We start from the raw sequence: 23,468 nt of genomic DNA on the forward strand, positions 1-23,468 counted from the left end.
CATGAAAACTAAAGACAAAGCCTTGCTAGGCGACTTGCGCGAGACATTGAAAGCCCTGATGCAGAAAGAAATCGAGAACCTACCCCACCTGTTGGAAAGCCTTGAACCCAAAGACCGGCTGAACATCGTTTGTAAGATGCTGCCTTACGTCTTCCCTAAAGTCGAGGCAGTTCATTCGGCTCATGGCGAACCAGACAGTTGGACTTAGCCGCCAATATTGGTGCAGGGAGAGGATATTTTATAACCCTTGCCGATACGGTTTTCATGTTATTATCTATGAAGTTCTTTAACGATTTAGGTTTGTTGAAAAAAATCATGGCGAAGTCACCCACCTACCCGCCCATCTACAGCGAACTCCAAATACTGGATATAAATAGCCTTGTTGGCTGGGGGTGCCTGACCAATTACGGTTATAAAGGCGGTCAGGTAACATGGCGTATGAGTGGGGAGATTACGGGCCAAATTGATTATGCCGTTCAGTATGGTCCCGATGAGGTGTATTTACTGGTAAGCTATCGTTATCAACAACAGCCCCGCACATACCGGATAGCGATAGAGCCAAAAGCCAGTAACTTAGGCAAGGGTATTGTCTGGTACTTCCGTTGCTCCGTTACTCAGCAGCGATGCCGAAAGCTGTATATGCATCAGGGTTGGCTAACCCACCGCGAGGCCATACGGGGTATGTACAAGGCGCAAACACACTCCAAGCGATGGAGACAAGAGAAGCGGGTATATGATGCTGTCTTGGACCGGGTCGACGTTGTAGACGAACTATATAAGCCTCACGCCAAACAGACGTATCGAGGCAAGCCTACCCGCCGTTTTACCCGGATAGAAAGCAAGCTGATTCGGATGGGAGCGATAGCGGCCAATGACTTCCATTTGATACTTCGCCGTTGAGCCCCGGTCATGTATCGGGGCTTTTTTGTTGAAATAGAAACCTAATTCTGTATATCTATACGGAGCCTAGCGGTATAGATTCGAGAGACCTAGCCACGCTTATTAGACAGGACATTGCTAAGGCGTTGCGGAAAATGCCCGCCCCCGTTGTGGGGGGTGCATGAGACTACGAGGGATCAGAATCGGGTGGTGGTGCAAGAGTAATCGAATCGGTTTTAGGTACCCACCGATTAAAGGTATGGAGTAGTGAGGGCGTAGAACAGTAATAGTCTGAGTGACTTGTGTTTAACATCATCGGAGTGGCCTACGAAAAGGCTGCTAACCATTGGGATGGCTCGTTTTTTGCTCTGAAAATTATACCTGTGTCATTTTTTTACTTTGTGGAGTATATAGGAATTCTGCAATACTTGTATTGCTCAAAAATAAGGTATATATATAACATATATATTGCTGTTTCCGAATATCGCTCAATCTTGAAATAGTACAACGGAAGGCGACACTGATCATGCCCATTTTAGTCGGATAGTACAAATTTAATTGGTTCTAAAAACGATAATTGCTTGCTTTACGTTTCTCTTACGGGTTGTGACACAACTTAAATTCAAACAAACGATCAACTTAAAATGAAATTTGTAACCAACACAGAAACCAAGCCTGTGGTGGGTAAACAGGCCCAGCGATTGCACGACGCAATTACGACGGGCACTTCTGTCTCAAACGAGAAGGCCCAAGCAACAGCCCAGCGCATTTTTGATCGGCATACAAAGCCGAAGCAAGTGTAATATGGTGAGAGTTAGCCGTTTTGATGGTGCAGACTTCGCCAACATTGAACCAATACAGATAACCCCCGACCTAACCGAGTCATTAGGCGGGGGTTATCGCTGTATTAGGGGAGAGTTTGTTACTTTCTTAAAGCAGGGAAGAATCAAACGAGAAATAGAGTCTGAGTTGTGTCGCTGCTGGGGGTTGACCCACAATGGCAAATTAGCAGGCTACATCACTCTCCTAACCGATAAACTTACGCTAGACTATGAACGTCTTGCCGAAGAGAATATTCGATACACGACATACCCAGCGGTTAAAATTGGCCTGTTGTGTGCCGATGAACGCGCAAAGGGGGCAGGTCGCAGGTTAGTGGATTGGGCATTATTTTACGTCGCAACCGAGGTAGTACAAAAGATTGGCGTTCGTTTTATAACTGTTGATGCCTTCTACGATTTAGATAAGCCGCACTATGACGCTTCGGGTTTTTACGAAAGACTAGGCTTCGAATTTGTTGACCCCGATGAACCCGTGCCCCCCGCCGTGCCTTACCGATCTATGTTTTTTGACTTGATGCCACTCATCGCACACTTCAAAAACGCAGTTATACAAGAAGAAGCCTCTACTTAACGGATAGGGGCTTTTTTGTTATTACCAATCCGTATTGGCTACCCGTACTCACTGTTAACAAAGTGCGACATAGGTGGGTACCGTTGAGGGGCAGTATGGTAATAGTTTAAGCAACTTGTATACCTTTAAAGCCTAGATAAACTATTATGCCCCGTTTATTACTCCCGTCTGTTTTGGCGCTGTTGATGGCAGTGGCTATTATCAGTTGCAATCAAACCCCCTTGAGTAAGGTGAATAAAGCCGACCTCAACAGTTACGTTACCGCAAAAATTAAGGCGATAGATGCCGCCGCCGTGCTGGAATCACTGGAACCTGTTCGCATTGATACGATGACGCAACAGGATCAATACAACCGGCTATTTAACCTGTTGACCAGTAAACATGCCGAAGAGACGGCTGGTGTTAAACGGCTTTTGGAGCGTTCAAAGTTAAACATCCAAATGTTGTCTTTTTCGGATGAATACCGGGATGAGGTCAACGACGATACAAAAAAAATAGACGTCGCTTTCGGCAATACAAAGCTAATGCTAAAAGATATGCGGGCTGTCAATGAGCTTATAATCAAGGCCGATAGTATTAAGCCTGTCGCCTATGTTGCCTATTGCGCCTATCGTGTCAAGTTAAGCGACAAGTCAACCACGAAAGACACAACGGAGGTCATACTAGACACTGATTACTCAATCATAAGCAAAGAAGATTTTGCCCGAAGGCTCCAGAAAATCTATAAACCTAAGTCCAACTTCATTCCTAAATGAATCGCTATACAACTATAGGAAGTCGGTTTGGTATCGAGCGATACAAAGACCATGGACAACTGTTTAAACAGTAAACAGACCAAAGTTGAACAGTGGGACAAGGGCCGTAATTGGCCTTTTTTTTATGCTTTTCCCTCAATTTATGTAAACGCATTGCACAAAGCATTGCACAGAATACAAAAAAGCCAATCACGATTTAACGTAACTGGCTGATTATCAGGGAGCCTCCTATAGGACTTGAACCTACGACCTATTCATTACGAATGAATTGCTCTACCAACTGAGCTAAGGAGGCGTGGTACTGCATTTGAGGACGCAAATATAGGGCCAATCTTCACACTGACGCAATGACGAGGGGGCGTTTTTTCGTAAATTTGCGGCATGATTTCCATTACCAACCTCTCGTACTTCCTGGGCAGCCGTGCCCTCTACGATAACGCCTCGCTGCACATCAAACCCGGCCAGAAAATTGGCCTGATCGGGCTGAATGGCACGGGTAAATCAACCCTGCTCCGCATCATCGACGGTGAGTACCAGCCCGACGGTGGCACCATCTCGAAGGCGGGCGACGTCACCATTGGCTTTCTTAATCAGGACCTGCTTTCCTACCAGACGCACGACTCTATCCTGAGCGTGGCGATGCAGGCGTTTGAGCGGCAAAACGCCCTCCAGGCGCAAATCGATGCCATTTTGCACCAGATGGAGACGGATTATACCGATGATCTGGTCGATAAATTAGGTAAGGCGCAGGAGGAGTTTGAGGCCCTCGATGGCTATTCGGTGCAGTCGAAAGCAGAAGAGATTATGGAAGGACTGGGCTTCAGCACCGAAGACCTCCAGAAACCACTACAAACGTTTTCGGGTGGGTGGCGGATGCGCGTGATGCTGGCCAAACTGCTGCTGCAAAAACCGTCGCTGCTCATGCTCGACGAACCGACCAACCACCTTGACCTGCCATCCATTCAGTGGGTAGAGAAATACATTCAGAACTACGAAGGTGCCGTGATCGTGGTGTCGCACGACCGCGAATTTCTGGATAACGTAATCGATACGACGGTGGAGGTGTCGCAGGGGAAACTGAATTATTACCCCGGCAATTACTCGTTCTATCTGGAGGAGAAAGCCCAGCGTAACGAGATTCAGAAGGGTACTTACGAGAACCAGCAGGCCAAAATCAGGCAGACAGAGCGGTTTATTGAACGGTTTAAGGCCACGGCGTCGAAAGCCAAACAGGCGCAGAGCCGGGTGAAACAACTGGCCCGGATGGACGTGGTCGACGCGGTCATCGACGAGTCGGCGCGGGTGAATTTCAAGTTCCAGTTTACCACCCAGCCGGGGCGGCATATTCTGCACCTCGACGATGTAACGAAGGCATATGGCCCTAAACGCATCCTGACCAAAGCCGACATCCGGCTGGAACGGGGCGATAAAGTGGCGCTTATCGGGGCAAACGGTAAAGGAAAGTCAACGCTGTTGCGCATCATCTCGGGTTCTGAACCGCTTAACGAAGGAAAGCGCCAACTAGGTCATAATGTGTCGTTTAGCTTCTATGCGCAGCACCAGTTAGAGTCGCTGAACATCGAAGATAATATGCTCGAAGAGCTTAAATCGGCCAACACCACCAAGTCGGAAGGTGAGTTGCGGGGGGTATTGGGCTGTTTTCTGTTTTCGGGCGACGAAGTGTTTAAAAAGATCAAGGTGCTGTCGGGGGGAGAAAAATCGCGGGTGGCCCTCGCGAAGGTGCTGCTCTCGCAGGCCAACTTCCTGCTGCTCGACGAACCGACCAACCACCTCGACATGCAGTCGGTGAATATCCTGATTCAGGCCCTCGACCAGTATGAGGGCACCTACGTGGTGGTCTCGCACGACCGGTTTTTCGTTTCGCAGATTGCCAACAAAATCTGGTATATCGAAGACGAACAGATCAAGGAGTACCCCGGCACGTATGACGAGTATGAGCTGTGGATGAGCGAACGGGCCGAGAGCGGAGAAACTGGTACGCAGAGCAAGACCGCCCCTGCTCCCAAGCCGGCGGCAGTGGCTCCATCGGTGAACAGTGTGCCCAAGAACAGCTCCGACGCGCAACGTAAAGAATGGCAACAGGCGTTGAAAAAGGCCACTCAACAGGCTACAGAGGCCGAAGCGCAGATTGGCACGCTGGAAGTGAAGAAGCGTAAACTCGAAACGGAACTGGCCGACCCCGCAACATACGGCACCAATGGGGCGTTACAAACCCGACAAACAGACTATCAAAAGCTCACCAAAGACCTCGAAAGTCTTCAGCAGCAATGGGAAAATGCTATGCTGGAAGCCGAAGAGCTAGAGGCTAGGCTGAAGTAGCCGGAATGAATAATGTAAAATCGGTCCGCCGATGCGGAACAAGGTAAAATGAAGATACGTCGGCGTATTGCTACTGAACAGAGCCAGGGCGTAGTGAGATCATTTTTGCGCGTAGCCCAGTTTACATGCTTCATTTTACATTTTACATTTTCTTCCGCCCAGCCCACCGTTGATACCATCATCGACCCAAAGCTGGCTACGGTGCTGCTTTACCCACAAATTGGCAGTACCGTTGATAACGCCGCCCGGACGCTGAATGTACCCGTTCTGAACATCGACGATCAGGTAAATACGCCTCTGGTGCTTGAATTCGACGATTTGACGGCTGTGTACCGCAACTTCCGCGTGAAGGTAATTCACTGCAACGCCGACTGGAAACGCTCGGTACTTAATGATGTGGAGTTCACCTACGAGTATAACGATAACCCGATTACCGATTACCAGCTCTCTATTTCTACCAAAATACCCTACTACCACTATCGCTACACTGTGCCCCGGATGAAGTTGCCGGGCAACTATGTGCTGGTGGTGTATAATGAGCAAAACCGCGAACAGATCCTCTTCACGCGTCGTTTCCGGCTCTATGCGCAACGAATTGGTATTGCGGCGGGGGTACGGTTTTCAACAGACATTAGTCGTCAGTACAACGACCAGCAGATTGAACTGTCGCTCGATTACCGGGCGTATCAGGCGCAGGTGACCTCGCCACAGGATGATTTTAAGGTGGTTATCCGCCAAAATTTCCGCGACGACCGGGCCGTGACCGACCTGCACCCTACCAACGTGCGGGCCTTTGATCAGGTGCTTGAATACCGCGCCCTCGATTTGCGCAACACATTTCCCGGCGGCAACGAATACCGTTATTTCGACACCCGAACGCTGTTTTCGCGGGCCAATTATGTCGAAAAAATCAGCCGCCTTGCCAACCGGAACGTGGCCTATGTACAGGCCGGACGCCCGCGCAGCACCCAGGCTTACACCCAGTTTGATGATTTCAACGGCCTGTTTGTCATCGACCACCTCGAATCGCATAACGGGGCTATCGAGGCTGATTACGCCGAAACGATCTTTACGCTGCTGATTGACGAACTGCCCGGCGTGTCGGTCTATGCCAACGGGGCGTTTAATTTCTGGGCGCTGAATGACCGTAATCGCCTCACCTACGATGCCGCCCTGGGCGGGTACCGGGGCACAATCTGGCTTAAACAAGGCGTGTATAACTATAATTATGCCGTTACAGGTGTGGTGCCGCCTATCAGCCGCTCAGGTGTAGGACCAACCATTGGCAATGAAGCCCTGGTTGAGGGCGACTTTTCGCAGACAGAAAACGACTACGAAATTTTCGTTTATCAGCGTCCACCTGCCGCCCGTGCCGACCAACTTATTGGCTACCAGCGCATTAATTACGGTAAACGGAAGTAGCGGATGACAACGTACTCATGCGGAATTGACTTTGGCACGTCAAACTCAAGCATCGCTATTGATAAAGCTGGCGAAATCAGCCTGGTGGCCGTCGACAATGATTCGGTAACCGTTCCCAGCGCCATATTCTTTCAGCAACACAGCAACAAAGCCTTTTATGGGCGCCAGGCCATTGAGTTATTTCTGCATCGGGAGCCGGGCCGGTTCATGCGGTCGTTGAAGCGGGTGCTGGGCACATCGGTCATGAAGCAGGGCACCCTGGTCAATGGGACGGCTATGTCGTTTTCTACCATCATTGCGGGTTTCCTGCGCGAGCTAAAACAGAAGGCAGATGCCTTGGCGGGGCAGGAAATCAGCAGTGTGGTGATGGGTCGGCCTGTCCATTTTGTCGATAACGACCCGTTGGCAGATGGCCGGGCGCAGGCTGAGTTAGCGGCTATTGCGCAACGAATTGGCTTCAAGCACGTCGACTTTCAATTTGAGCCCATTGCCGCGGCCTTTGCGCATGAGCGTATGGTACGGGGCGAAAAGCTGGCTATTGTAGTCGACCTGGGCGGCGGCACGTCTGATTTTACCGTGATCAGGCTGTCGGACCAGTTTACCCACAAGCCCGACCGGTCGTCTGATATTTTGGCGAATACAGGTGTTCGGATTGGAGGAAATGATTTTGATAAGGCGCTGAGCCTGAGCGCTATTATGCCTGAACTGGGTTTCCGCAGTACCTACGGCGATAAGCACCTGGAAGTTCCTTTAAAGCCCTATCACGACCTGGCCGAGTGGAGCAAAGTTAATTTCCTTTACACAGCCAAACTGATTTCGCAGATCAGGCAGTTGCTATACCAATCGCACGATAAAACGCGCTTTGGGCGACTGTTGCAGGTATTGGAGGAAGAAACGGGTCATACGCTGCTTGCCGCTGCCGAAGGAGCAAAAATTGCCCTCACCAGCCAGCCTGTACATACTGCCGTACTGGATTTCATTGAACCCGGGTTTGCCATCCCGATCCTGCGCAGCACGTTCGACGAGGCTATTCAGGCAGACGTAGCCAACATTTCGGCTTCGGCACAGCAGTGCATCCGGGAGGCGGGCGTGAGTAACGATGCCATTGAGTTGGTTATTCTCACAGGCGGCTCAACGGAAGTACAATCTGTACAGGCCGAATTTCGGCGGCTCTTCCCCCAAGCTGCTATCGCCGATAACAATAAACTGTCGAGCGTGGGGCTTGGGCTGGCTTACGACAGCCGGAATAAATTCGGTGAGAAAAAGAAATTGCCTTACGCTAGCACAGCCGTCAGCAATTGCTCCAGTATGTAGCGGCCGTCTGTGTTACCAAGGGCTGCATCGGCGGCGCGTTCGGGGTGGGGCATCATGCCAAAGACGTTGCGGCGGTCATTGCAAACACCGGCAATATTGTCGAGGCTGCCGTTGGGGTTGGCTGCGTCGGTGCTATTTCCGGCCTCGTCGCAGTAGCGAAACAACACCTGATCGTTGTCGTTCAGACGGGCAAGTGCCTCATTATTGGCAAAGTAACAGCCATCGCCGTGCGCAATAGGTATTTTATACGCCCGGTCATGATCGAGCCCCGCCGTAAGCAGCGCACTGGTCGACTGGGGTTTCAGATAGATGTTTTTGCAAACGTATTGCTGGCTTGTGTTCCGTAACAACACGCCGGGCACCAGTTGCGCTTCGGCCAGGATTTGGAAGCCGTTGCAGATCCCCATCAGGTAGCCGCCCCGGTTGGCGTGGGCAATTACCTCGGTCATGATAGGCGAAAACCGGGCCACGGCTCCTGTTCGCAGGTAATCGCCGTAGGAGAAACCGCCGGGCAGAACGACCAGGTCGCAACCCTGCAAATCGTGGTCTTTGTGCCAAAGCTTAACCACCGACAGATCAAAGCTTTCAAAAGCATCAACCGCGTCCTGATCGCAGTTGGAACCGGGAAAAACAACAACGCCAACTTTCATAGGGCAAAGATAATAGTCGTAAGTGGAGAAGTCGTAAGTGTAAAGAGTCATAAGTCGTAAGTGGCTACGCGTTCTATGTTGCTGTCGCATAGCCCTTCGACTAGGCGTCCCCGACAGGCTCAGGGTGACAGGCCATCTTGGTCCAAGTTCCTAACTGGATTCAAGGTTGTTGTCACCCTGAGCCTGTCGGGGACGCCTAGTCGAAGGGCTATGCGACAGCAACATAGAGCGCGTAGCCACTTACAACTCTAGTTCTTTTAGCAGTTCCTTCGACCTGTTTTCGTCGAACTTGCGGGCGAAAAGGCAGTCTGTGTGGCGCAGACCGTCGGCGTCACGCTCGTCGAGGATAGCGGGTTGCTCGCGCATCGGCGACCAATCGATGTAGGTGAGGTGAAAGAGTTCTTCGGCTAAAAGGTGGTCGGCTTGTTTAGCGGCATCAGACGTTTCAAGGCTCCAGGCTTCGTAGGCCGCCCTCCGAACGACGTTGTCGGCGTGGGGTGAATGCTGCAATAGCGTCTGAAAAACCAGTTCATCGGGCGAATCGGTGTGGCGGAAAAAACCGACCAGATCGGGGCGGTTGTTAAGTGAATCGACCACATAATAAGCCGATTCGGCCCGTAATGCCCACCACTGCGCGCCCCCGTACGGAACCAACGGCTGACCGTTGGGGCCAACAGGTAAGGGTCTTTGACGAAAGCCGTAGCGCAGGGTGCGGCGGTATAACTGCAGCAGGAGACGAGACCACCCGGCGTGTCGGCTATTAAGCCAAAACGTGTCGTGGAAATACCGAAAACGTACTTTGTGCAGCCAGGAAGGCCGGTCAGACAGTCGCCAAAAACTATAGAAGTCGATCTGTTGCTGGTCAAAAAAGACGACCAGATCAGTTGCGCTGCACAATGGGAAACTATCGGCCGATAGCAATTTCAGGTACCGAAACGAGTGACCGCTTTGCCTGGCTGCCCGGATCAGGGCCAGTTCAGCCTCGACCATGCTGTAGCCTTTATGCCAGACCGTTACGCGATCATCAATAAACGTCAGTGAAGCAGGCCAGTTATGATCCTGTTGAAAGATAGCGAGGTCAACCCGTGCGTCGAGATGCACAAATAGGCGGGCCTGCGGGTGCGTGAGTGCCAGGGCCAGTTTGTGGAGCATGCCCGGCTGACGATGCGCCAGTATCAGGTAGGCGATGGTAGGAGTAACCATACAGGTCTATCCCACCGGCACCACCTGCGTACCGCCCACTACGGGTGTTTTCCCCGGCTCGAACGTAAGGTCAATACGCCCCAGGTTAATGCCCGCAAAACCTACCTGGTTGATCAGCATGGGCTTTCCGATAGCATTATTGACGGTGAGGGGAGCATCGAGAAACGTGTGCGTATGCCCACCAATAATGAGGTCTATGTCCTGACTTTTGGCCGCCAGCACGTTGTCTGAAACGGTGGCGTCCGGGTACTTATAGCCTAAATGAGACAGGCAGATTACATAGTCACATTTCTCCTGTTGCCGCAACCGGCGGGCCACGTCGGTGCTGATTTCTACAGGGTCGAGGTAGCGGGTTTCCCTGTATAAATTGTCAGGTATCAGGCCCTTGGGTTGAATGCCAAGCCCAAAAACACCTATACGGATGCCGTCTTTTTTAAACACCTGCCAGGGCTTTGTGCGGCCATCCATCACCGTGTTTTTGAAGTCATAATTAGCCACCAGCAACGGAAATGTGGCCTTGCCAAACTGATCGCGCATGTTATCGATGCCCCCGTCGAAATCGTGGTTGCCAATAGTGCCTGCGTCATAGCCGAGGCGATTCATGGCCAGTATTTCGGGCTCGCCTTTGTAGAGGTTGAAGTAGGGCGTTCCCTGGAAAACGTCGCCTGCGTCGAACAGCAGCACATTTTTCTGTTCATTTCTAATCTGTTGCAACAGCGTCATACGGCGGGCAATGCCTCCACGACCAGCGTTGCGGCTGCCATCCATCGGAAACGGGTCGAGACGACTGTGCACATCATTGGTGTGCAAAATCGTAATCGATATGGGCGGCACTCCGCTGGGTAACACTCCTCCCGCTTGTGTGGCGGCCATGAGTGTCTGAGGCAGGGCGGGGGCAAGCACAGCTGCCGCGCCAAGGTGTTTCAGAAACTGACGTCTATTCGAGCGTGATGCGTCCATCGGCTTGTGGCGTTAGTGGTTTGCCCGCCTTGCCCTGTTCGCGGAAGTAGTCGATCAGGGCATCGCGGATAAGGTAGTTTACGTTGTCGCGCCCGCCGACGGTTTTCAGGAAATCAGCTCCACCACCGCCGTTAGCCACGTAGTCGCTCATGGCCACGGTGTAGGACTGGTCGGGAACGATGGTGCGGCCGTTGGTAAGCGTAGCTGAAGTAACAGCTTTATCATGCACCCGTACCCGCACACCGCCTACGACCAGTGCGTTGTCATTGGCGGCAAAGTGATTTAAAAACTGCATGAGCTGGGCACCCGTCAACGTAAGTACCACAAGCTGGTTGTCAAACGGCATTACTTCAAACAAGTTGCCCGTGGTGACAGACCCGGCGGGTAATCCGTTGCGGATACCGCCATAGTTGAGGTGCGATACGTCGATGGTTTTACCGTATTTTTTACCTGCCTGTGCCAGCAAAGCATCGGCCAATAGGTCGTCGAGGGCCGACTCGGGCGTATTTTTTTCGAGCCGTTCCGTGATGGTAACCAACGGCGCGTTCATCGTAGCGTCGAGTTGCTGTTTGTAAGGAGCCAGCCAGCGCAATGTACTGCTGTCGGCCGCTACGGTTGCATCAACGGACAAACGGCTGCTCTGCTGCCTGGCTACGTAAAAACTTCGCTGGCAGGCGGTCGCGGCGAGTAGTAGGCCGAAGAGAGTGAGTTTTTTCATTGATAAAGGCAAAAGAGGGAGAAACAAGAGATAAGAGTTAAGAAGTAGGGATCAGGTGCCAGACTGCTTGTTTCCTGAGTCTCATTTTTGTCTCTCTGCCACGTTGTTGCGCTTATTGATTAGGCAGGGTAACGGTTTCCCACCAGTAGCGGCGAATGGTTTCAAAGTAAGTCAGCCATTCGGCCTGACCAATTGGCTTCGATATAAATGAGCTGGCACCGAGTTGATAAGCCTGGGCAATGTCATCTTCTTCCCGCGAAACACTCAATACCACCACCGGTGGACGCATCGTAGCTGGCATCTGCTTCACATGCCGCAAAAACTGCCACCCATATTCGGCTTTTGGTAGATACAGATCTAGTAAAACAAGCTTGGGTGGTGCCAGATCGTTTGTGACACAACTATCCAGATAAGCTACTGCCTGGTCGGCAGAATCGGTGAAAACGGGGGTTGTATTCGTCAGGCTACGCTGAATAACATAGCGAAGAAGCACCTGATGATCGGGGTTGTCTTCAACCACCAAGACAGTTTGCATGCGAGATGAAGTATTCACAGAGTGCGTAAAGTCGTTAACATTTTTAGTAGCCTGTTTAGCTGGTAATCTACCCAAAACAGACCCGCCTTTTTAGCAAATATAAGCTCTGGACGACGGCTTTAATATGAAATTTGTTTAATGCTTAGCCGATTTTTGCCCAAAAAATAACCTTGATTACTGCCTGATATCGCTGAAAAACAGCCGCAATAAGTACTTTTGCTTATCTGCCAGTCTATTAAGGTAAGTTTAGGCGTTTGTCTCATTCACTACTTGATATTCCTGCCGTTATGCCAAACGAACCAATCTCAATGGGTATCCAATTGTCTCAGCTAGCCACCTTCTTGTTTAGTCGCCGCGAAGCAATCCTTACCAACTGGCGTACTATCTGCGAAAATGATCCCAGTCTTTTTGGCGTGGCAGGCCTTACGCGCGAAGAGTTTACGGACCAGATACCCGCGCTGTTAAGCGTTGTTGAGCGGCGGCTGCGGCAAGAGCCTGACGCTACATCACCACACCAGATTGCCCGCGAACATGGGCGGCATCGGTGGCACAAAGGCTATGCCCTCCATGAACTGCTCCATGAACTGTCACATTTGCACGAAACCTTACTAGGTGAGTTGCGTACGTTTTGGGGAAAATACGTTGACGTTAGCCCAGATGTACTTATGGTGGCTTACCAGTTGGTTGGAACGCTGATTCACGAAGCCATTGGCGGTAGCATTGCCCGGTATGATGAATTTCAGAAAGCCGAAGCCACCGAACGGGCCCTCAACCTGCAGCGGGTGCTCGACAACGTGAACGAACTGGGTCGGCAACGGGGTGCGATGCTGCGCGTGGCATCGCATGACCTGCGGAGCAGCTTCAGCGTGATACAGGGAGCCGCCTCGCTGCTTGATATGCCTGATAATACCGAGCAGGAACGCACCGAAATGTTGCAGATCCTGAACCGAAATTTCCCCAGGCTGGCCGCTTTGCTGACTGAGCTTATGGATCTGGCCCGCCTTGAAGCAGGCCATGAATCGATGCAGGTAAAAGTATTTGATGCGGCAGATCTGCTTCGGTCGCTCATTAACTCAGCACAGCCATTGGCCGCCAAGCAGTCTGTTTTCCTGACGGGCGATGGTCCTGCCAACCTGATCGTTACCGGCGACGCCACTAAGGTATTTCGTATTGCGCAAAACCTGCTCACCAATGCCTTAAAGAACACCGTTGATGGGCAAGTGTCAGTATCGTGGTCGCATGAAAGCCAGTTTCGCTGGATTCTGAGCATACAGGATACGGGGTCCGGCCTGTCGTCGGCGGCGGCCAACTGGTTGTCTGAACAGCTACAACCCGTGGCGGAAGCAGCAGCAGTATTCGACGAAGATTTGCCAATACAGCCGCCAACGGCTTCCGAATTGTCTGGAGAACCAGTTCCGCCAGATGGTGAAGGGATAGGCCTCTATATCGTGAAGCGCCTTTGCGAACTGCTCAACGCCAGCCTGGACGTGGAGACACATGCCGGATCGGGAACACTAATTCGCGTTCGCTTTCCCATCCAATACGCTAACTAGCAAAACCGCAACCGGACATTGTCAGGAAACTATCGCCGTCCTCTAACTGTATCGATACGGCTCATACCTACCCGCCGGGGTGCCGAATCGAACTGGTTAGCCCGGTAACGCCGGTTCAGCGTATCTACTTTTTGCAGGGCTGTATTACTGGTGGGACGACTGCTCGACGGTCCGGTTTGGACAGGCCCCTGTTGCCATTGAGCAGGGGTGGGCAACGTGCAGGTAACGAATAGTACGCCAGCTGCCAGGCTACTACTAAGCAAATCTTTCAGGAAGTACATTACGGTTTTAATAGGTTATTCTACTCGCAAAAATACAACGCCGTCCAGACGTCAATAAAACTTATTGACCGGACGGCGTTGTCTGTTACTGAACTTTACCTGCTACCGTAGTTTGCCTAGTCAAGCAGGGGAAATAACACATGAAAAAGACTTAATTCGTTGTCGAATTAGGCCGGGTAGTGGTTGTCGACGAACTACGCGTAGACCGTGTGCGTGAGTTATTCCGATTCATGCTACCCTGGCCACTTGGCGTGGTCGTATCCATTTGGTCCATCGTTGTGCGATCCGTAGAACGGGTCCGGTTCCCATTCTGCATGGTTCCGTTTTGCATGGTCCGGTCAGACTGGGTAGACGAAGAGCCGCTCCGCATAGTTCCACTTTGGGTAGACCCTGTTTGCGACATAGTCCCGGTTGTGGGGCTCTGTCCCGTGTTGCTCTGCGTGTTGTAATTACCCGTGTTTGTATTCTGGCTCTGCGGATAGGTACCGGCTGGTTGGGTACCCTGAGTGCCTGTAGCTGGCTGCGTCTGATACGTACCCGTGTTGGTCGACGTGTTCGTCGAGTTATTGTATGTGCCAGTGCCTGTAGTTCCGGTTGCTGGCGTACCCGTTGTTGAGGGTGTTGTGGGTGTCGTTTGTGCCTGGGCACCAAACGAGAGACCTGCAATGAGCAAAGCCCCTAAAATCATTACCTTTTTCATACGTTTAGCCTTTATGTCTATCGTCTTGATAGTCTAATAGCTGAACGCCCGCTACAGCCGGATGTTAGGTTATATTGAGGGAACGGTCTTCATCTGTTAAAAAAATAAAAACAGGTACTTTGTATTGCATAGTACATAGCTATGTATTATGTTTGTGTCGTTATAGAACGGACATAAACCGATCAGGCTATGAAAGCGGCACTACTTGTTGGCATTATCTGGCTCACCACCAGCATCAGTAGCTATGGCATTGGACGACCCCATAACCTGTTTGCTGCTCGCAAAGCCATTCTTGAACGACGGGCCGCCGCCGCTTCCAATCGGGCTGGTACCCCTTCCGAAACAAAGGCGGCGCGGGGCCTGCGCGACATCAGCCGTTACTCGTATATTTTTTCGCCACGTTTCAGCCAAATGCCCCACGTGCGTGAGTAGGCGTGCACACGCTGCGTAGGCTGGCCGGTGTTATCGACAACCGGGTTTCCCTGATTAACCCACTCGAACAGGCTGCCGTATAGGTTTTGTACATTGGTATAACCCGCCGCTTTCAGTTTCTCCCCTACCTTTTCGCTCCGCACACCCACTGAGCAATAAACCACAATAGGGGCTGTTTTGGGCAAGTCGGCCACGCGTTTCAGGTCAAAATCATCGTAACCAATCCAGCGGGCACCGGGCAGGTGGCTCACGTCAAATTCCTTTCGTTCGCGGGCATCGAGTCGTATAGCCTGCGGCATTCGCTTCAGTTCGTTGCAGGTAACTACCGGCACCGATTCGCTGATGAGCGCGTCGACCATGACGCCGAAGGCCTTGCTGGTAGTTCGTTGGGCCAGCGTAGGCAGGGAAAAGGCGGCCAGGGTCATAAGGAGGGCAATTTTCATCTCGATAGTTTTGTAAAAAGTGTCAGCGTCAACGCGTGCTCTTCGTCGAATTCAACCTGACTTCGACGCTGACGATGCGTAAACTGATAACCCACTTCAACCGTCGCCAGGTTCGATATAGCGTAGCCAACTGCCAGATTGGTACGGTTGATTTCGAACAGGTTGTTTGTACTGGTAGCATAAGGTGGGGCATACAGCAGGGTTTCATTCCATAACTGTCCATAAGCATGCGGACCTATACCCTGCCGCCAGGCCGCCCGCGCCCGAAACCGGCCGATGTCAGCGAGGTCCGGGTTCGTAAACAGCCGGTATTCATAACCCGCCCGCAGCCGCAACGCCGATCTACGGGGCATGTCCAGCGTCCATTCGGCCAGAACGGATGGTCGCCACTCGGCAACGGGCGCCCGCCGCAGGTCCGACGCATTGGCCAGGGCCGGATTGGTGTAAAAATAGGAAACCGGATAAACCGTATACAACCAACGCTTGCTGCGATAGCCAATGCCTATGCGCCCTGCCAGCAGCAGTGGTGAATGAAGCGGATTAAGCAGTCCATAATCTGGATGGCTCTGTCGGCGGTAATACAGATCGGTCAACGCGCTCCAGTGCGTTGTAAATGAATAGGTGGGGGCCAGTCGCAACCAAACAGCCGTATGCGAATAGGTCTGTGCGCAGAGGACGGGTGGTTTACTGAGCAAAAATGAAATAGACAAAAAGCAGGTAAACAGATGTCGCATAGGCCTTATTTTCCAGTAAAGCTATGGTTTAAGCTGTTCAAGGGCTAAATTTAGGGTTCCCGACACCCTACATGAAGCTATTGACTACCGTGAGATTGTACGATTTTACTGACCTATGTGCGTGCTTATGCGGAAACGTATTGTTCTGCTGTGTGCAACCAGCATCCTGCTGATTGCTACCTATTTGACGAGTCTGGGGACAAGCGGGCGCGGTTTTTCACGAAACAATACCAGACATCTGGCTGGCTGGCGTGGCGCATCAATGACTTCCAGCGTTTTAAAAACAGCCCATCGACCCGTCGATGATGGGGGTGAACGCAGTCTCCGGCGGCGGTTGCTCATAGCGTTGCCCAAACCCGTCGATGTGTTGCAAATGCCCCTTGCGGGTGAACAATGGGTGGACAGTGTGTTCCAGACCATGACGCCCGACCAGAAAATAGGGCAGTTTTTTATGGTCGCGGCCTGGTCTAACCACAGCGACAGCCACCGGCAGTACATCGAAACGCTGATTCATAATTACCATATCGGCGGGGTTATCTTCTTTCAGGGCGGCCCCTACCGGCAGGCCGTTCTCACCAACCGCTACCAGTCGATCTCAAAAATTCCGCTCTTCATCGGCATTGACGGTGAATGGGGATTGGGCATGCGCTTGGACAGCACGATGGAATTTCCGAAGCAAATGACGCTGGGAGCCATCCGCGACAATGACTTTATCTACCGCATGGGAGCCGAGATAGGCCGTCAGTGCAGCCGATTGGGCATTCATATCAATTTTGCGCCCGTTTCCGACATCAACAGTAACCCCCAAAACCCGGTGATTGGTAACCGTTCTTTCGGAGAAGGCAAAGAGAACGTAGCGGGGAAAGCATCGGCCTATATGCGCGGGTTGCAGGCGCAGCACATCATTGCTACGGCCAAGCACTTTCCCGGCCACGGCGACGCCAGTGCTGACTCGCACCATACGTTGCCGCTCATTAGCCGGTCGTCAGAGCAACTTCACGACATTGACCTGTATCCCTTCCGCCGCCTCATTGCCGACAGCCTTATGGGCGTAGTGACGGGGCATCTGCATGTGCCGGGCGTAGATAACCAGACCCCCGCTGTAGCGGCCACGCTGTCGGGCAAGATCGTGACGGATTTGTTGCAGAAAGAGCTGGGTTTCAGAGGAATAGTGTTTACGGATGCGCTGAATATGGGTGGCGTGAGCCGGTCGCAACGCTCAGAAGTGGTAAACCTGAAGGCATTGGCGGCGGGTAACGACATCTTGCTCTATCCCGAAAATATACGTGAGGCTACGCGGGTTATTCTGGAGGCTGTTCAGAATGGTACGCTGTCGCAGTCGTTCATTGATGAAAAAGTAAAGAAGATTCTGCGGGCTAAATATTGGTCAGGGCTGAGCCAGTATAAGCCCATTTCGCTAGCCAATCTGGCCCAGGACCTGAGCAGCCCGGAGGCGAAACAGCTCAAGCGCGAACTGTGCGAACAGGCCGTAACGGTGGTCAGCGACGAACGTAAGCTGCTGCCACTGACCATTTTAGACACCAGCCGTATCGTTTCGGTGGCCATTGGTACTGTTCCGGGCAACGTATTTCAGCGAACACTGGCTACACTGGCGCCTGTGCGTCAGATCGTTTCGCCCGAACGGCCACAGGGTGATGCCGAGGTTGATGAACTCCTGGCTTCTGTGGGCGATGCCGGTACGGTGATCGTGAGTTTCCATGGCATGAACCAGTCGGCCTTTCGGCAATACGGCATCAATCAGCCGTCGTTGGCGCTCATAAAACGGTTGAAGGGACAAGGCAAACGGGTGGTAGTAGCGGCGTTTGGGTCGGCCTACAGTCTCAATAAACTGACCGATGCCGATGTTCTTCTGTGTGCTTATCAGGAGTTCGACGAAATGCAGCAGGCCACGGCCAAAGTTTTGTTTGGAAATCTGGCGGCCAAGGGCGCATTGCCCGTATCAACGGGCGATTTTAAGGCTGGACTTGGGTTATCTGCCGACCCTGCCGGGCGGCTGGTGCCGGGCACGCCAGAGAGCGTAGGTATGTGGTCGTCGGAACTGGCTAAGATTGACAAGATGGTTGAACTGGCTGTTCACGACCGGGTAGTGCCGGGTTGCCAGGTGTTGGTAGCCCGCCGGGGTAAGATCGTCTACGACCGAAATTTTGGCGGCCTGACCTACGCCAGTAACGCCGAAAAAGTAACCGATCAGACCCTCTATGACCTGGCGTCGCTGACGAAGGTGCTGGGAACATTGCAGGCAGTTATGGTACTCTACGACCAGAAAAAGATCGACATAACCCAGAAGGCGTCGTTCTACCTGCCCGAACTGCGGGGCAGCAATAAGCAGAATATGCTGATACAGGATTTGCTCTGGCACCAGGCCGGGTTGATCTCCTTTTACCCCACTCTTTGGGACCGCACCCGCACCTCGTCGGGGAGTTTGAACCCGGCTTATTACAGCAACAAGCCCGACAGTGCTCATACGCTGCAGATAGCTCCTACGCTCTGGGCCAGGGCCGCGGTGAAAGACTCGGTTTGGAAGTGGGTAATTCAGTCGCCGCTGTCGCGCAAAGTAGATGCCGATGGTAAGCCTTCGTTTGTTTACAGCGACCTCAGTTTTCTGATGTTGCAGAAGATCGTCGAGCGGGTAAGCAAGCAATCGCTCGACCGGTTTCTAGAGCGGGAAATATACCAGCCGCTGGGGCTTAAATACCTGACATTTACCCCGTTGCAAAAAATGACCAATCCGCATTGTGCCCCCACAGAGCAGGACACCTATTTCCGCAATCAGTTGCTAGTGGGCACCGTCCATGACCAGATGGCGGCGGTGCAGGGAGGTATTTCGGGTCATGCGGGCCTGTTCGGCAATGCGCACGACATCGCCAAACTGCTACAAATGGACCTGCAGCGGGGGGTATATGGCGGTCAGCGAATATTGCAGCCACAGACGCTGCCTTACTTTACCCAGACAATCAGCTCCCGTAGTCACCGGTCGCTGGGGTGGGATAAGCCAAACCCGGAAAGTAACACCAGCAGTTATTTGGCTCCGCAGGCATCGGTCCAATCGTTTGGCCATACGGGCTTCACAGGCAACATGGTGTGGGTTGACCCTGCCGAAGAACTGGTGTTCGTGTTCCTGTCGAACCGCCTTTACCCCACTGGTGGCAACAACGCTATCAACACCACCCGCCTCCGCCGCCGTATTCACGAGGTTATTTACGGGGCCTTGAAAGAGGAAAAGTAGGTTTGGCAGAGACAAGAAACGAGAGGCAAGAAGTAAGACTGCGTTACCCGACAATAGGGACGTGGAAAAATCTTACTTCTTGCCTCTCGTTTCTCGTCTCTTCAAATCCTATTTCAAAAAGCTCTTCAGCCAATTTTCGCAGGCGGCGGGCCAGCCTGACACTGATTCGCCGGGTTTTGTGCGCAGTGCAAATCCGTGACCACCGGTAGGGTAAAGGTGCATTTCGGCGGGTACGTTATTGTTGACACAGGCCTGATAATACAGTATGCTGTTATCTACTGGCACGCCTTTGTCGTCCATGGCGTGTACCAGAAACGTACGCGGCGTTTTGGCCGAAACCTGCTTCTCATTGGAATAAAAATTGAGCAGTGCCGGATCCGCCTTGTCGGCACCCAGCAATTTATCGCGTGAGCCGCCGTGGGCTTTTTCGCCGAAGGTGATCACGGGATATAGCAGAATGGCGAAATCAGGCTTAGCCAGTTCGTCGGCTTTGGGGCCTTTGTCGTAATGCGTAGACAGCGTAGAGGCCAGGTGTCCCCCCGCCGAAAAACCCATTACACCAATCCGGTTGGGATCGATACCGTATTTGCCAGCCTGCTGCCGAATCAGGCGCAGGCCTTGCATGGCATCGGTCAGGGGCACTTCCCGAGGCAGCGTTTGGGTGCGGTCATCCGGGAGACGGTACTTCAGCACAAAGGCAGTTATACCTCTGTCTGTGAACCACTTGGCTATTTCTGTACCTTCATGGCCCGATGCTAAAATAGAGTAGCCACCGCCGGGGCAGATCATCACGGCCGTTTTCGGGGCTACCGAGCTTGTAGCCGTCGGCAGGTAGACCGTTAGCGTGGGCGTCGTTACGTCGCTAATGCGAAGAATGCCCCCCTCTGTTATTGATTTTTCGGTTAACGTGGTTCCTGATTTAGCCAGCGGAATGGCTCCAGTGGGCCAGAGGGGCAGAACAGTTTGAGCCATTACGGCAGAAGTAAGCAGACTGACTAAAAGGGCCAGTCCAGTAGTGAAGCGAGTATGCATAGCTGGGTGCTCATTGACAAATGACCAGCAGATAAGCGACTCGCTCTAAATCTCTACTTCACCATCGGCGGTTGGCGTTCCCGACTTGGTACCCCCGTGAAGAATATCGATTAGCTCCTGCACCCGGTACACGGTCGAGTTGAGCCGGTTGCCCAGCATGATGATGACGTACTCGTCTTTGGGGCTAAACCAGAACATGGTGTTATAGCCTTTCCACCAGCCGGTATGGTAGATGAACTCAGGCTGGTTGAGCGCGTTGAGCTGCATCCGGAAGCCATAGCCGTAGTTACGGGCACCTTTCCGCTCGAAACTACGCGGAATAAACGCTTCGGCCAGGGTTTTTCGCGAGAGCAGGCAATCGCCATTGAGGGCACGATACCAACGGAAAAGGTCTCCTATGGTTGAGTAAACGCCTTTGTCGCCTACTACATCATCGAAGTAATCTTTAGGAATACGCCGGTTCATCTGGTAGCCCGCCGTTCGATTCTGATTGATCGAATCGTTTTTGGTAGTGGCCACATACGTATCGTGCATACCCAAAGGCAGAAAAATCGTGCGGCGCAGGTATTCGTCAAACGGTTGTTTCGTCACCTTCTCCACAATAGCCGCCAGCACCATGTAGTTTGTGTTATTATACACAAATCCCCGTCCCGGTACGTTGTAGCGTTTTGGCGTTGGCGACACCGTGGCGAACCAATGCATAATATCGGCATTGGTAGGCAGGTGCGGGTCCTTGCGGTAGTAGTTTACTTTCATACTATCGTCGAATGAATAGACGTAGTTGGGCAAACCGCTACGATGACTCAGCAAGTCGCGGATGGTAATGTTGTGGTACGGAAAATCCGGAAAAAAATGCTGAATAGAGTCCGTGAATGCCAGTTTATGCGCCTCCTGTAGTTTCAGCACCGCCACTGCCGTAAACGTTTTCGAGAGCGAAGCCAGTTGAAACTTTGACTGCTCGACCAGTGAATCGCGGCAGCTTTTCTCGAAATGCGATAGGCCAAAACAGTGTTTGTAGAGAACAATCCCTTTTTGAGCTACCAGCACGTTGCCGTTTAGGCCACCACGTACTTTCTGCTGCATGATGGCGGCAATCTGCCGGCTTTTCTCGTCGGCCCTGATCGCTTTACGGATTGTTTGCTCTTCCGTTGGCGACAAAATCTGATCATCGGCACAGTTGCGGAGTTCAGCAACGGAACGGTTGGTGGTTTGGGTTGATTGCCCACACGACAAACCAACAACAGTGCTCACAATTACAGTGGCAATAGCTGCCCAACGGCGACACAACAACAGTCTCATCTGCACGAATCCAGTCGCTCAATGCGATCACTAACAGGTTGAAAAGAAAGAGGAGGTTAATAAGCGTAGAGCCTATTGGTTGCAAAAATACCCATCTCTACGGCCTGTTAACGACCAGTGAGCTTAAAATCGCGCTGTAAAAACGAAAATTTAGGGAATAGCCCAGAAAATTATCGGCCCCGGCCCTGAGCCATGACGCGTAAGGTTTGGATGATGATCCACAGATCAAGCACCAGTGAGCGGCGTTCAGGATAGAGCAGGTCGAACCGAAGGCGCTGCACCATTTCGTCGACGGTGGCGGCGTAGCCAAACCGGATCTGACCAATAGAGGTAATGCCAGGCTTTACTTTGAGCAGGTTGTTGTATTCGGGAGCCAGCTCCACAATCTTATCAATGAAATATTGCCGTTCGGGCCGTGGGCCTACCACCGACATATCGCCCCTCAACACGTTGACAAACTGCGGAATTTCGTCGATACGGGTTTGGCGCATAAACCGGCCCCAGGGCGTAATGCGGTTGTCGAGCAATCCCTGCGATAAGGAAGGGCCTGCTTTTTCAGCGTCGACATACATACTCCTGAACTTATAGATCATAAACGGCTTGCCATGACGCCCAACCCGTTCCTGTTTGTAGAGCACTGGACCCGCTGAAGTGGCACGGGTAATTAACGCGACCAGCAGGTACAGCGGCGACCCCAGCAGCAGCACCCCCGCCGAGAAGAGTACATCAAACGAACGCTTTAAAAATGCCACCCGGAAATCGTCCAGCTCTTTGGTCGACAGGTTCAGAACGGGCAAAAAATCGTGGTATTCAACGGAGGCTCCCTTTGTCAGAAACCCCCTGAAATCAACTAATAGCTTGATCTGAAAGTCGAGCCGTTCGGACTGATCAACAAGCTGTTTCAACTGAATATTGTCGATATAGGGCAGGCAGCAGTATACGCAGTCAATGCCTTCACGCTTCACAAACGCCGCCAGCTGGGTGTAGTCGCCCGCTAACTGACCCGCGTTTTCGGGGGTAGACCAATCAAAATAGCCTTGAAAATGGAAACCCATTTCGGGGTGGACATCGTAAAAGCGTGTAATGGTCTGAGCCAGCTTACCGTAGCCTACGACCACAAACCGGCGGCTGTTGTAGCCTCGTGCCCGGTATGCCTGCAAAAACAGCAAACCGCCAAGCCGGAATACGCCAGCTGCAATCAGGAAAAGAAAGTAGGTAACGAGTAGCTGAGTTCGGGAGAAGAACACCTCCTGGAAAAACATCCAGAACAAGGCAATAACGGCCATATGGATGGCTGTCAGCATCAGCAGCTTACTTAGCAACGGCCCGGCTTTAAACAACTGGCGCGGGAATACATAGGGCTGAGTAAGCAGGATAATAGCGGCCCAAACAACGTTAAATGCAATCCAAAGCGATTGATACGGCGGCTGGGCAATGTCGTCGATAGTGCCGAAAACCCAGCCGTAGGCACCCACAAAGGATGCATTCAGGCACACGAAATCAAAGAAAACGTGCAACGGGAATAGCAGTATGGAATAACGATGCTTCATAAAGGAAC

At 52.1% G+C, this 23,468-nt stretch carries 22 protein-coding genes and 1 tRNA gene; 10 read left to right on the forward strand and 13 right to left on the reverse strand.

The features are described 5' to 3' along the window. Window position 1 precedes the first annotated feature (1 nt). The 4 genes from J2I47_RS15240 to J2I47_RS15255 all read left to right on the forward strand — a co-directional run bounded on the left by J2I47_RS15240 (window position 2) and on the right by J2I47_RS15255 (window position 3,047). On the forward strand, window positions 2-208 hold the full coding sequence (locus J2I47_RS15240) for a hypothetical protein (RefSeq protein WP_207365447.1): 207 nt from the start codon (window positions 2-4) through the stop codon (window positions 206-208). 68 nt (window positions 209-276) lie between these two features. After that, entirely contained in the window at window positions 277-900 is a 624-nt protein-coding gene (locus tag J2I47_RS15245; RefSeq protein WP_207365448.1) for a hypothetical protein, read from the forward strand. A 750-nt stretch (window positions 901-1,650) separates the two neighbouring features. After that, window positions 1,651-2,292, forward strand: coding sequence for a GNAT family protein (locus J2I47_RS15250; protein WP_229374631.1), 642 nt, complete (start codon window positions 1,651-1,653; stop codon window positions 2,290-2,292). A gap of 146 nt (window positions 2,293-2,438) precedes the next feature. Beyond that, entirely contained in the window at window positions 2,439-3,047 is a 609-nt protein-coding gene (locus J2I47_RS15255) for a hypothetical protein (RefSeq protein ID WP_207365449.1), read from the forward strand. A 222-nt stretch (window positions 3,048-3,269) separates the two neighbouring features. Here the strand turns inward: J2I47_RS15255 and J2I47_RS15260 are convergent. Next, window positions 3,270-3,342: transfer RNA gene (locus tag J2I47_RS15260), tRNA-Thr, on the reverse strand. Between the two features lie 86 nt (window positions 3,343-3,428). Between J2I47_RS15260 and J2I47_RS15265 the strand changes: the two genes are divergently transcribed. From J2I47_RS15265 to J2I47_RS15275, 3 genes are read left to right on the forward strand one after another with little or no spacing between them, the layout of a single operon-like run. Beyond that, window positions 3,429-5,387 (forward strand): ABC-F family ATP-binding cassette domain-containing protein, encoded by a 1,959-nt coding sequence (locus tag J2I47_RS15265; RefSeq protein ID WP_207365450.1) that lies wholly within the window; start codon window positions 3,429-3,431, stop codon window positions 5,385-5,387. 48 nt (window positions 5,388-5,435) lie between these two features. Beyond that, the gene (locus J2I47_RS15270) at window positions 5,436-6,809 is read left to right on the forward strand and encodes a type IX secretion system plug protein (RefSeq protein ID WP_207365451.1); all 1,374 of its coding nucleotides are present in this window, start codon (window positions 5,436-5,438) and stop codon (window positions 6,807-6,809) included. A gap of 3 nt (window positions 6,810-6,812) precedes the next feature. Then, on the forward strand, window positions 6,813-8,123 hold the full coding sequence (locus J2I47_RS15275; protein WP_207365452.1) for an Hsp70 family protein: 1,311 nt from the start codon (window positions 6,813-6,815) through the stop codon (window positions 8,121-8,123). Here J2I47_RS15275 and purQ read toward each other — a convergent pair. The 5 genes from purQ to J2I47_RS15300 form a co-directional block, all read right to left on the reverse strand. Further along, complete coding sequence (purQ, locus tag J2I47_RS15280) at window positions 8,084-8,773, reverse strand: phosphoribosylformylglycinamidine synthase subunit PurQ (protein WP_207365453.1); 690 nt, start codon at window positions 8,771-8,773, stop codon at window positions 8,084-8,086. The genes J2I47_RS15275 and purQ overlap by 40 nt on opposite strands. A 240-nt stretch (window positions 8,774-9,013) precedes the next feature. Further along, complete coding sequence (locus J2I47_RS15285; protein ID WP_207365454.1) at window positions 9,014-9,976, reverse strand: beta-1,6-N-acetylglucosaminyltransferase; 963 nt, start codon at window positions 9,974-9,976, stop codon at window positions 9,014-9,016. 6 nt (window positions 9,977-9,982) lie between these two features. Further along, window positions 9,983-10,936: a bifunctional metallophosphatase/5'-nucleotidase gene (locus J2I47_RS15290; protein ID WP_207365455.1), complete on the reverse strand. Its 954-nt coding sequence runs from the start codon at window positions 10,934-10,936 to the stop codon at window positions 9,983-9,985. Further along, the gene (locus tag J2I47_RS15295; protein WP_207365456.1) at window positions 10,914-11,654 is read right to left on the reverse strand and encodes a 5'-nucleotidase C-terminal domain-containing protein; all 741 of its coding nucleotides are present in this window, start codon (window positions 11,652-11,654) and stop codon (window positions 10,914-10,916) included. The genes J2I47_RS15290 and J2I47_RS15295 overlap by 23 nt, the downstream gene beginning before the upstream one ends. Before the next feature lie 112 nt (window positions 11,655-11,766). Then, window positions 11,767-12,189 carry a response regulator gene (locus tag J2I47_RS15300; protein WP_207365457.1) on the reverse strand — a complete coding sequence of 141 codons (423 nt, stop codon included), beginning with the start codon at window positions 12,187-12,189 and terminating at the stop codon, window positions 11,767-11,769. Window positions 12,190-12,476: 287 nt separating this feature from the next. Here J2I47_RS15300 and J2I47_RS15305 point away from each other — a divergent pair, with 287 nt between their 5' ends. Then, window positions 12,477-13,742, forward strand: a complete 1,266-nt coding sequence (locus tag J2I47_RS15305) for a sensor histidine kinase (RefSeq protein WP_207365458.1) — start codon at window positions 12,477-12,479, stop codon at window positions 13,740-13,742. Window positions 13,743-13,771: 29 nt separating this feature from the next. Here J2I47_RS15305 and J2I47_RS15310 read toward each other — a convergent pair whose 3' ends face one another. Both J2I47_RS15310 and J2I47_RS15315 read right to left on the reverse strand, forming a co-directional pair. Beyond that, the gene (locus J2I47_RS15310) at window positions 13,772-14,023 is read right to left on the reverse strand and encodes a hypothetical protein (RefSeq protein WP_207365459.1); all 252 of its coding nucleotides are present in this window, start codon (window positions 14,021-14,023) and stop codon (window positions 13,772-13,774) included. Between the two features lie 151 nt (window positions 14,024-14,174). After that, entirely contained in the window at window positions 14,175-14,723 is a 549-nt protein-coding gene (locus tag J2I47_RS15315; protein WP_207365460.1) for a hypothetical protein, read from the reverse strand. 189 nt (window positions 14,724-14,912) lie between these two features. On the opposite strand from J2I47_RS15315, the gene J2I47_RS15320 reads away from it, so the two are divergent. Next, window positions 14,913-15,155 (forward strand): hypothetical protein, encoded by a 243-nt coding sequence (locus tag J2I47_RS15320; protein ID WP_207365461.1) that lies wholly within the window; start codon window positions 14,913-14,915, stop codon window positions 15,153-15,155. Here the strand turns inward: J2I47_RS15320 and J2I47_RS15325 are convergent. Both J2I47_RS15325 and J2I47_RS15330 read right to left on the reverse strand, forming a co-directional pair. Further along, window positions 15,101-15,598: a rhodanese-like domain-containing protein gene (locus J2I47_RS15325; protein WP_207365462.1), complete on the reverse strand. Its 498-nt coding sequence runs from the start codon at window positions 15,596-15,598 to the stop codon at window positions 15,101-15,103. The two genes, J2I47_RS15320 and J2I47_RS15325, sit on opposite strands and share 55 nt — an antisense overlap. After that, window positions 15,595-16,308 carry a DUF2490 domain-containing protein gene (locus J2I47_RS15330; RefSeq protein WP_207365463.1) on the reverse strand — a complete coding sequence of 238 codons (714 nt, stop codon included), beginning with the start codon at window positions 16,306-16,308 and terminating at the stop codon, window positions 15,595-15,597. The genes J2I47_RS15325 and J2I47_RS15330 overlap by 4 nt, the downstream gene beginning before the upstream one ends. 151 nt (window positions 16,309-16,459) lie before the next feature. Here J2I47_RS15330 and J2I47_RS15335 point away from each other — a divergent pair, with 151 nt between their 5' ends. Next, window positions 16,460-19,579 (forward strand): serine hydrolase domain-containing protein, encoded by a 3,120-nt coding sequence (locus J2I47_RS15335; RefSeq protein WP_207365464.1) that lies wholly within the window; start codon window positions 16,460-16,462, stop codon window positions 19,577-19,579. A 108-nt stretch (window positions 19,580-19,687) separates the two neighbouring features. On the opposite strand, the gene J2I47_RS15340 is transcribed toward J2I47_RS15335, so the two are convergent. From J2I47_RS15340 to J2I47_RS15350, 3 genes are all read right to left on the reverse strand, one after another. After that, window positions 19,688-20,551: an alpha/beta hydrolase gene (locus J2I47_RS15340; RefSeq protein WP_229374633.1), complete on the reverse strand. Its 864-nt coding sequence runs from the start codon at window positions 20,549-20,551 to the stop codon at window positions 19,688-19,690. A 105-nt stretch (window positions 20,552-20,656) separates the two neighbouring features. After that, window positions 20,657-21,862 carry a serine hydrolase domain-containing protein gene (locus tag J2I47_RS15345; protein WP_510186172.1) on the reverse strand — a complete coding sequence of 402 codons (1,206 nt, stop codon included), beginning with the start codon at window positions 21,860-21,862 and terminating at the stop codon, window positions 20,657-20,659. 218 nt (window positions 21,863-22,080) lie between these two features. Continuing rightward, window positions 22,081-23,460: a sugar transferase gene (locus J2I47_RS15350; protein ID WP_207365467.1), complete on the reverse strand. Its 1,380-nt coding sequence runs from the start codon at window positions 23,458-23,460 to the stop codon at window positions 22,081-22,083. Window positions 23,461-23,468: the final 8 nt, after the last annotated feature.

Origin of the sequence: Fibrella rubiginis, from assembly GCF_017353185.1 — a bacterium.
Lineage (GTDB): Bacteria > Bacteroidota > Bacteroidia > Cytophagales > Spirosomataceae > Fibrella > Fibrella rubiginis.

Bases quoted from the DNA above. Each gene is read 5' to 3' on its own strand.
- J2I47_RS15240 (WP_207365447.1), top strand. From the start codon at position 2: ATGAAAACTAAAGACAAAGCCTTGCTAGGCGACTTGCGCGAGACATTG.
- J2I47_RS15245 (WP_207365448.1), top strand. From the start codon at position 277: ATGAAGTTCTTTAACGATTTAGGTTTGTTGAAAAAAATCATGGCGAAG.
- J2I47_RS15255 (WP_207365449.1), top strand. From the start codon at position 2,439: ATGCCCCGTTTATTACTCCCGTCTGTTTTGGCGCTGTTGATGGCAGTG.
- J2I47_RS15265 (WP_207365450.1), top strand. From the start codon at position 3,429: ATGATTTCCATTACCAACCTCTCGTACTTCCTGGGCAGCCGTGCCCTC.
- J2I47_RS15270 (WP_207365451.1), top strand. From the start codon at position 5,436: ATGAAGATACGTCGGCGTATTGCTACTGAACAGAGCCAGGGCGTAGTG.
- J2I47_RS15275 (WP_207365452.1), top strand. From the start codon at position 6,813: ATGACAACGTACTCATGCGGAATTGACTTTGGCACGTCAAACTCAAGC.
- purQ (WP_207365453.1), bottom strand. From the start codon at position 8,773: ATGAAAGTTGGCGTTGTTGTTTTTCCCGGTTCCAACTGCGATCAGGAC.
- J2I47_RS15285 (WP_207365454.1), bottom strand. From the start codon at position 9,976: ATGGTTACTCCTACCATCGCCTACCTGATACTGGCGCATCGTCAGCCG.
- J2I47_RS15290 (WP_207365455.1), bottom strand. From the start codon at position 10,936: ATGGACGCATCACGCTCGAATAGACGTCAGTTTCTGAAACACCTTGGC.
- J2I47_RS15295 (WP_207365456.1), bottom strand. From the start codon at position 11,654: ATGAAAAAACTCACTCTCTTCGGCCTACTACTCGCCGCGACCGCCTGC.
- J2I47_RS15300 (WP_207365457.1), bottom strand. From the start codon at position 12,189: ATGCAAACTGTCTTGGTGGTTGAAGACAACCCCGATCATCAGGTGCTT.
- J2I47_RS15305 (WP_207365458.1), top strand. From the start codon at position 12,477: ATGCCAAACGAACCAATCTCAATGGGTATCCAATTGTCTCAGCTAGCC.
- J2I47_RS15310 (WP_207365459.1), bottom strand. From the start codon at position 14,023: ATGTACTTCCTGAAAGATTTGCTTAGTAGTAGCCTGGCAGCTGGCGTA.
- J2I47_RS15315 (WP_207365460.1), bottom strand. From the start codon at position 14,723: ATGAAAAAGGTAATGATTTTAGGGGCTTTGCTCATTGCAGGTCTCTCG.
- J2I47_RS15320 (WP_207365461.1), top strand. From the start codon at position 14,913: ATGAAAGCGGCACTACTTGTTGGCATTATCTGGCTCACCACCAGCATC.
- J2I47_RS15325 (WP_207365462.1), bottom strand. From the start codon at position 15,598: ATGAAAATTGCCCTCCTTATGACCCTGGCCGCCTTTTCCCTGCCTACG.
- J2I47_RS15335 (WP_207365464.1), top strand. From the start codon at position 16,460: ATGCGGAAACGTATTGTTCTGCTGTGTGCAACCAGCATCCTGCTGATT.
- J2I47_RS15340 (WP_229374633.1), bottom strand. From the start codon at position 20,551: ATGGCTCAAACTGTTCTGCCCCTCTGGCCCACTGGAGCCATTCCGCTG.
- J2I47_RS15350 (WP_207365467.1), bottom strand. From the start codon at position 23,460: ATGAAGCATCGTTATTCCATACTGCTATTCCCGTTGCACGTTTTCTTT.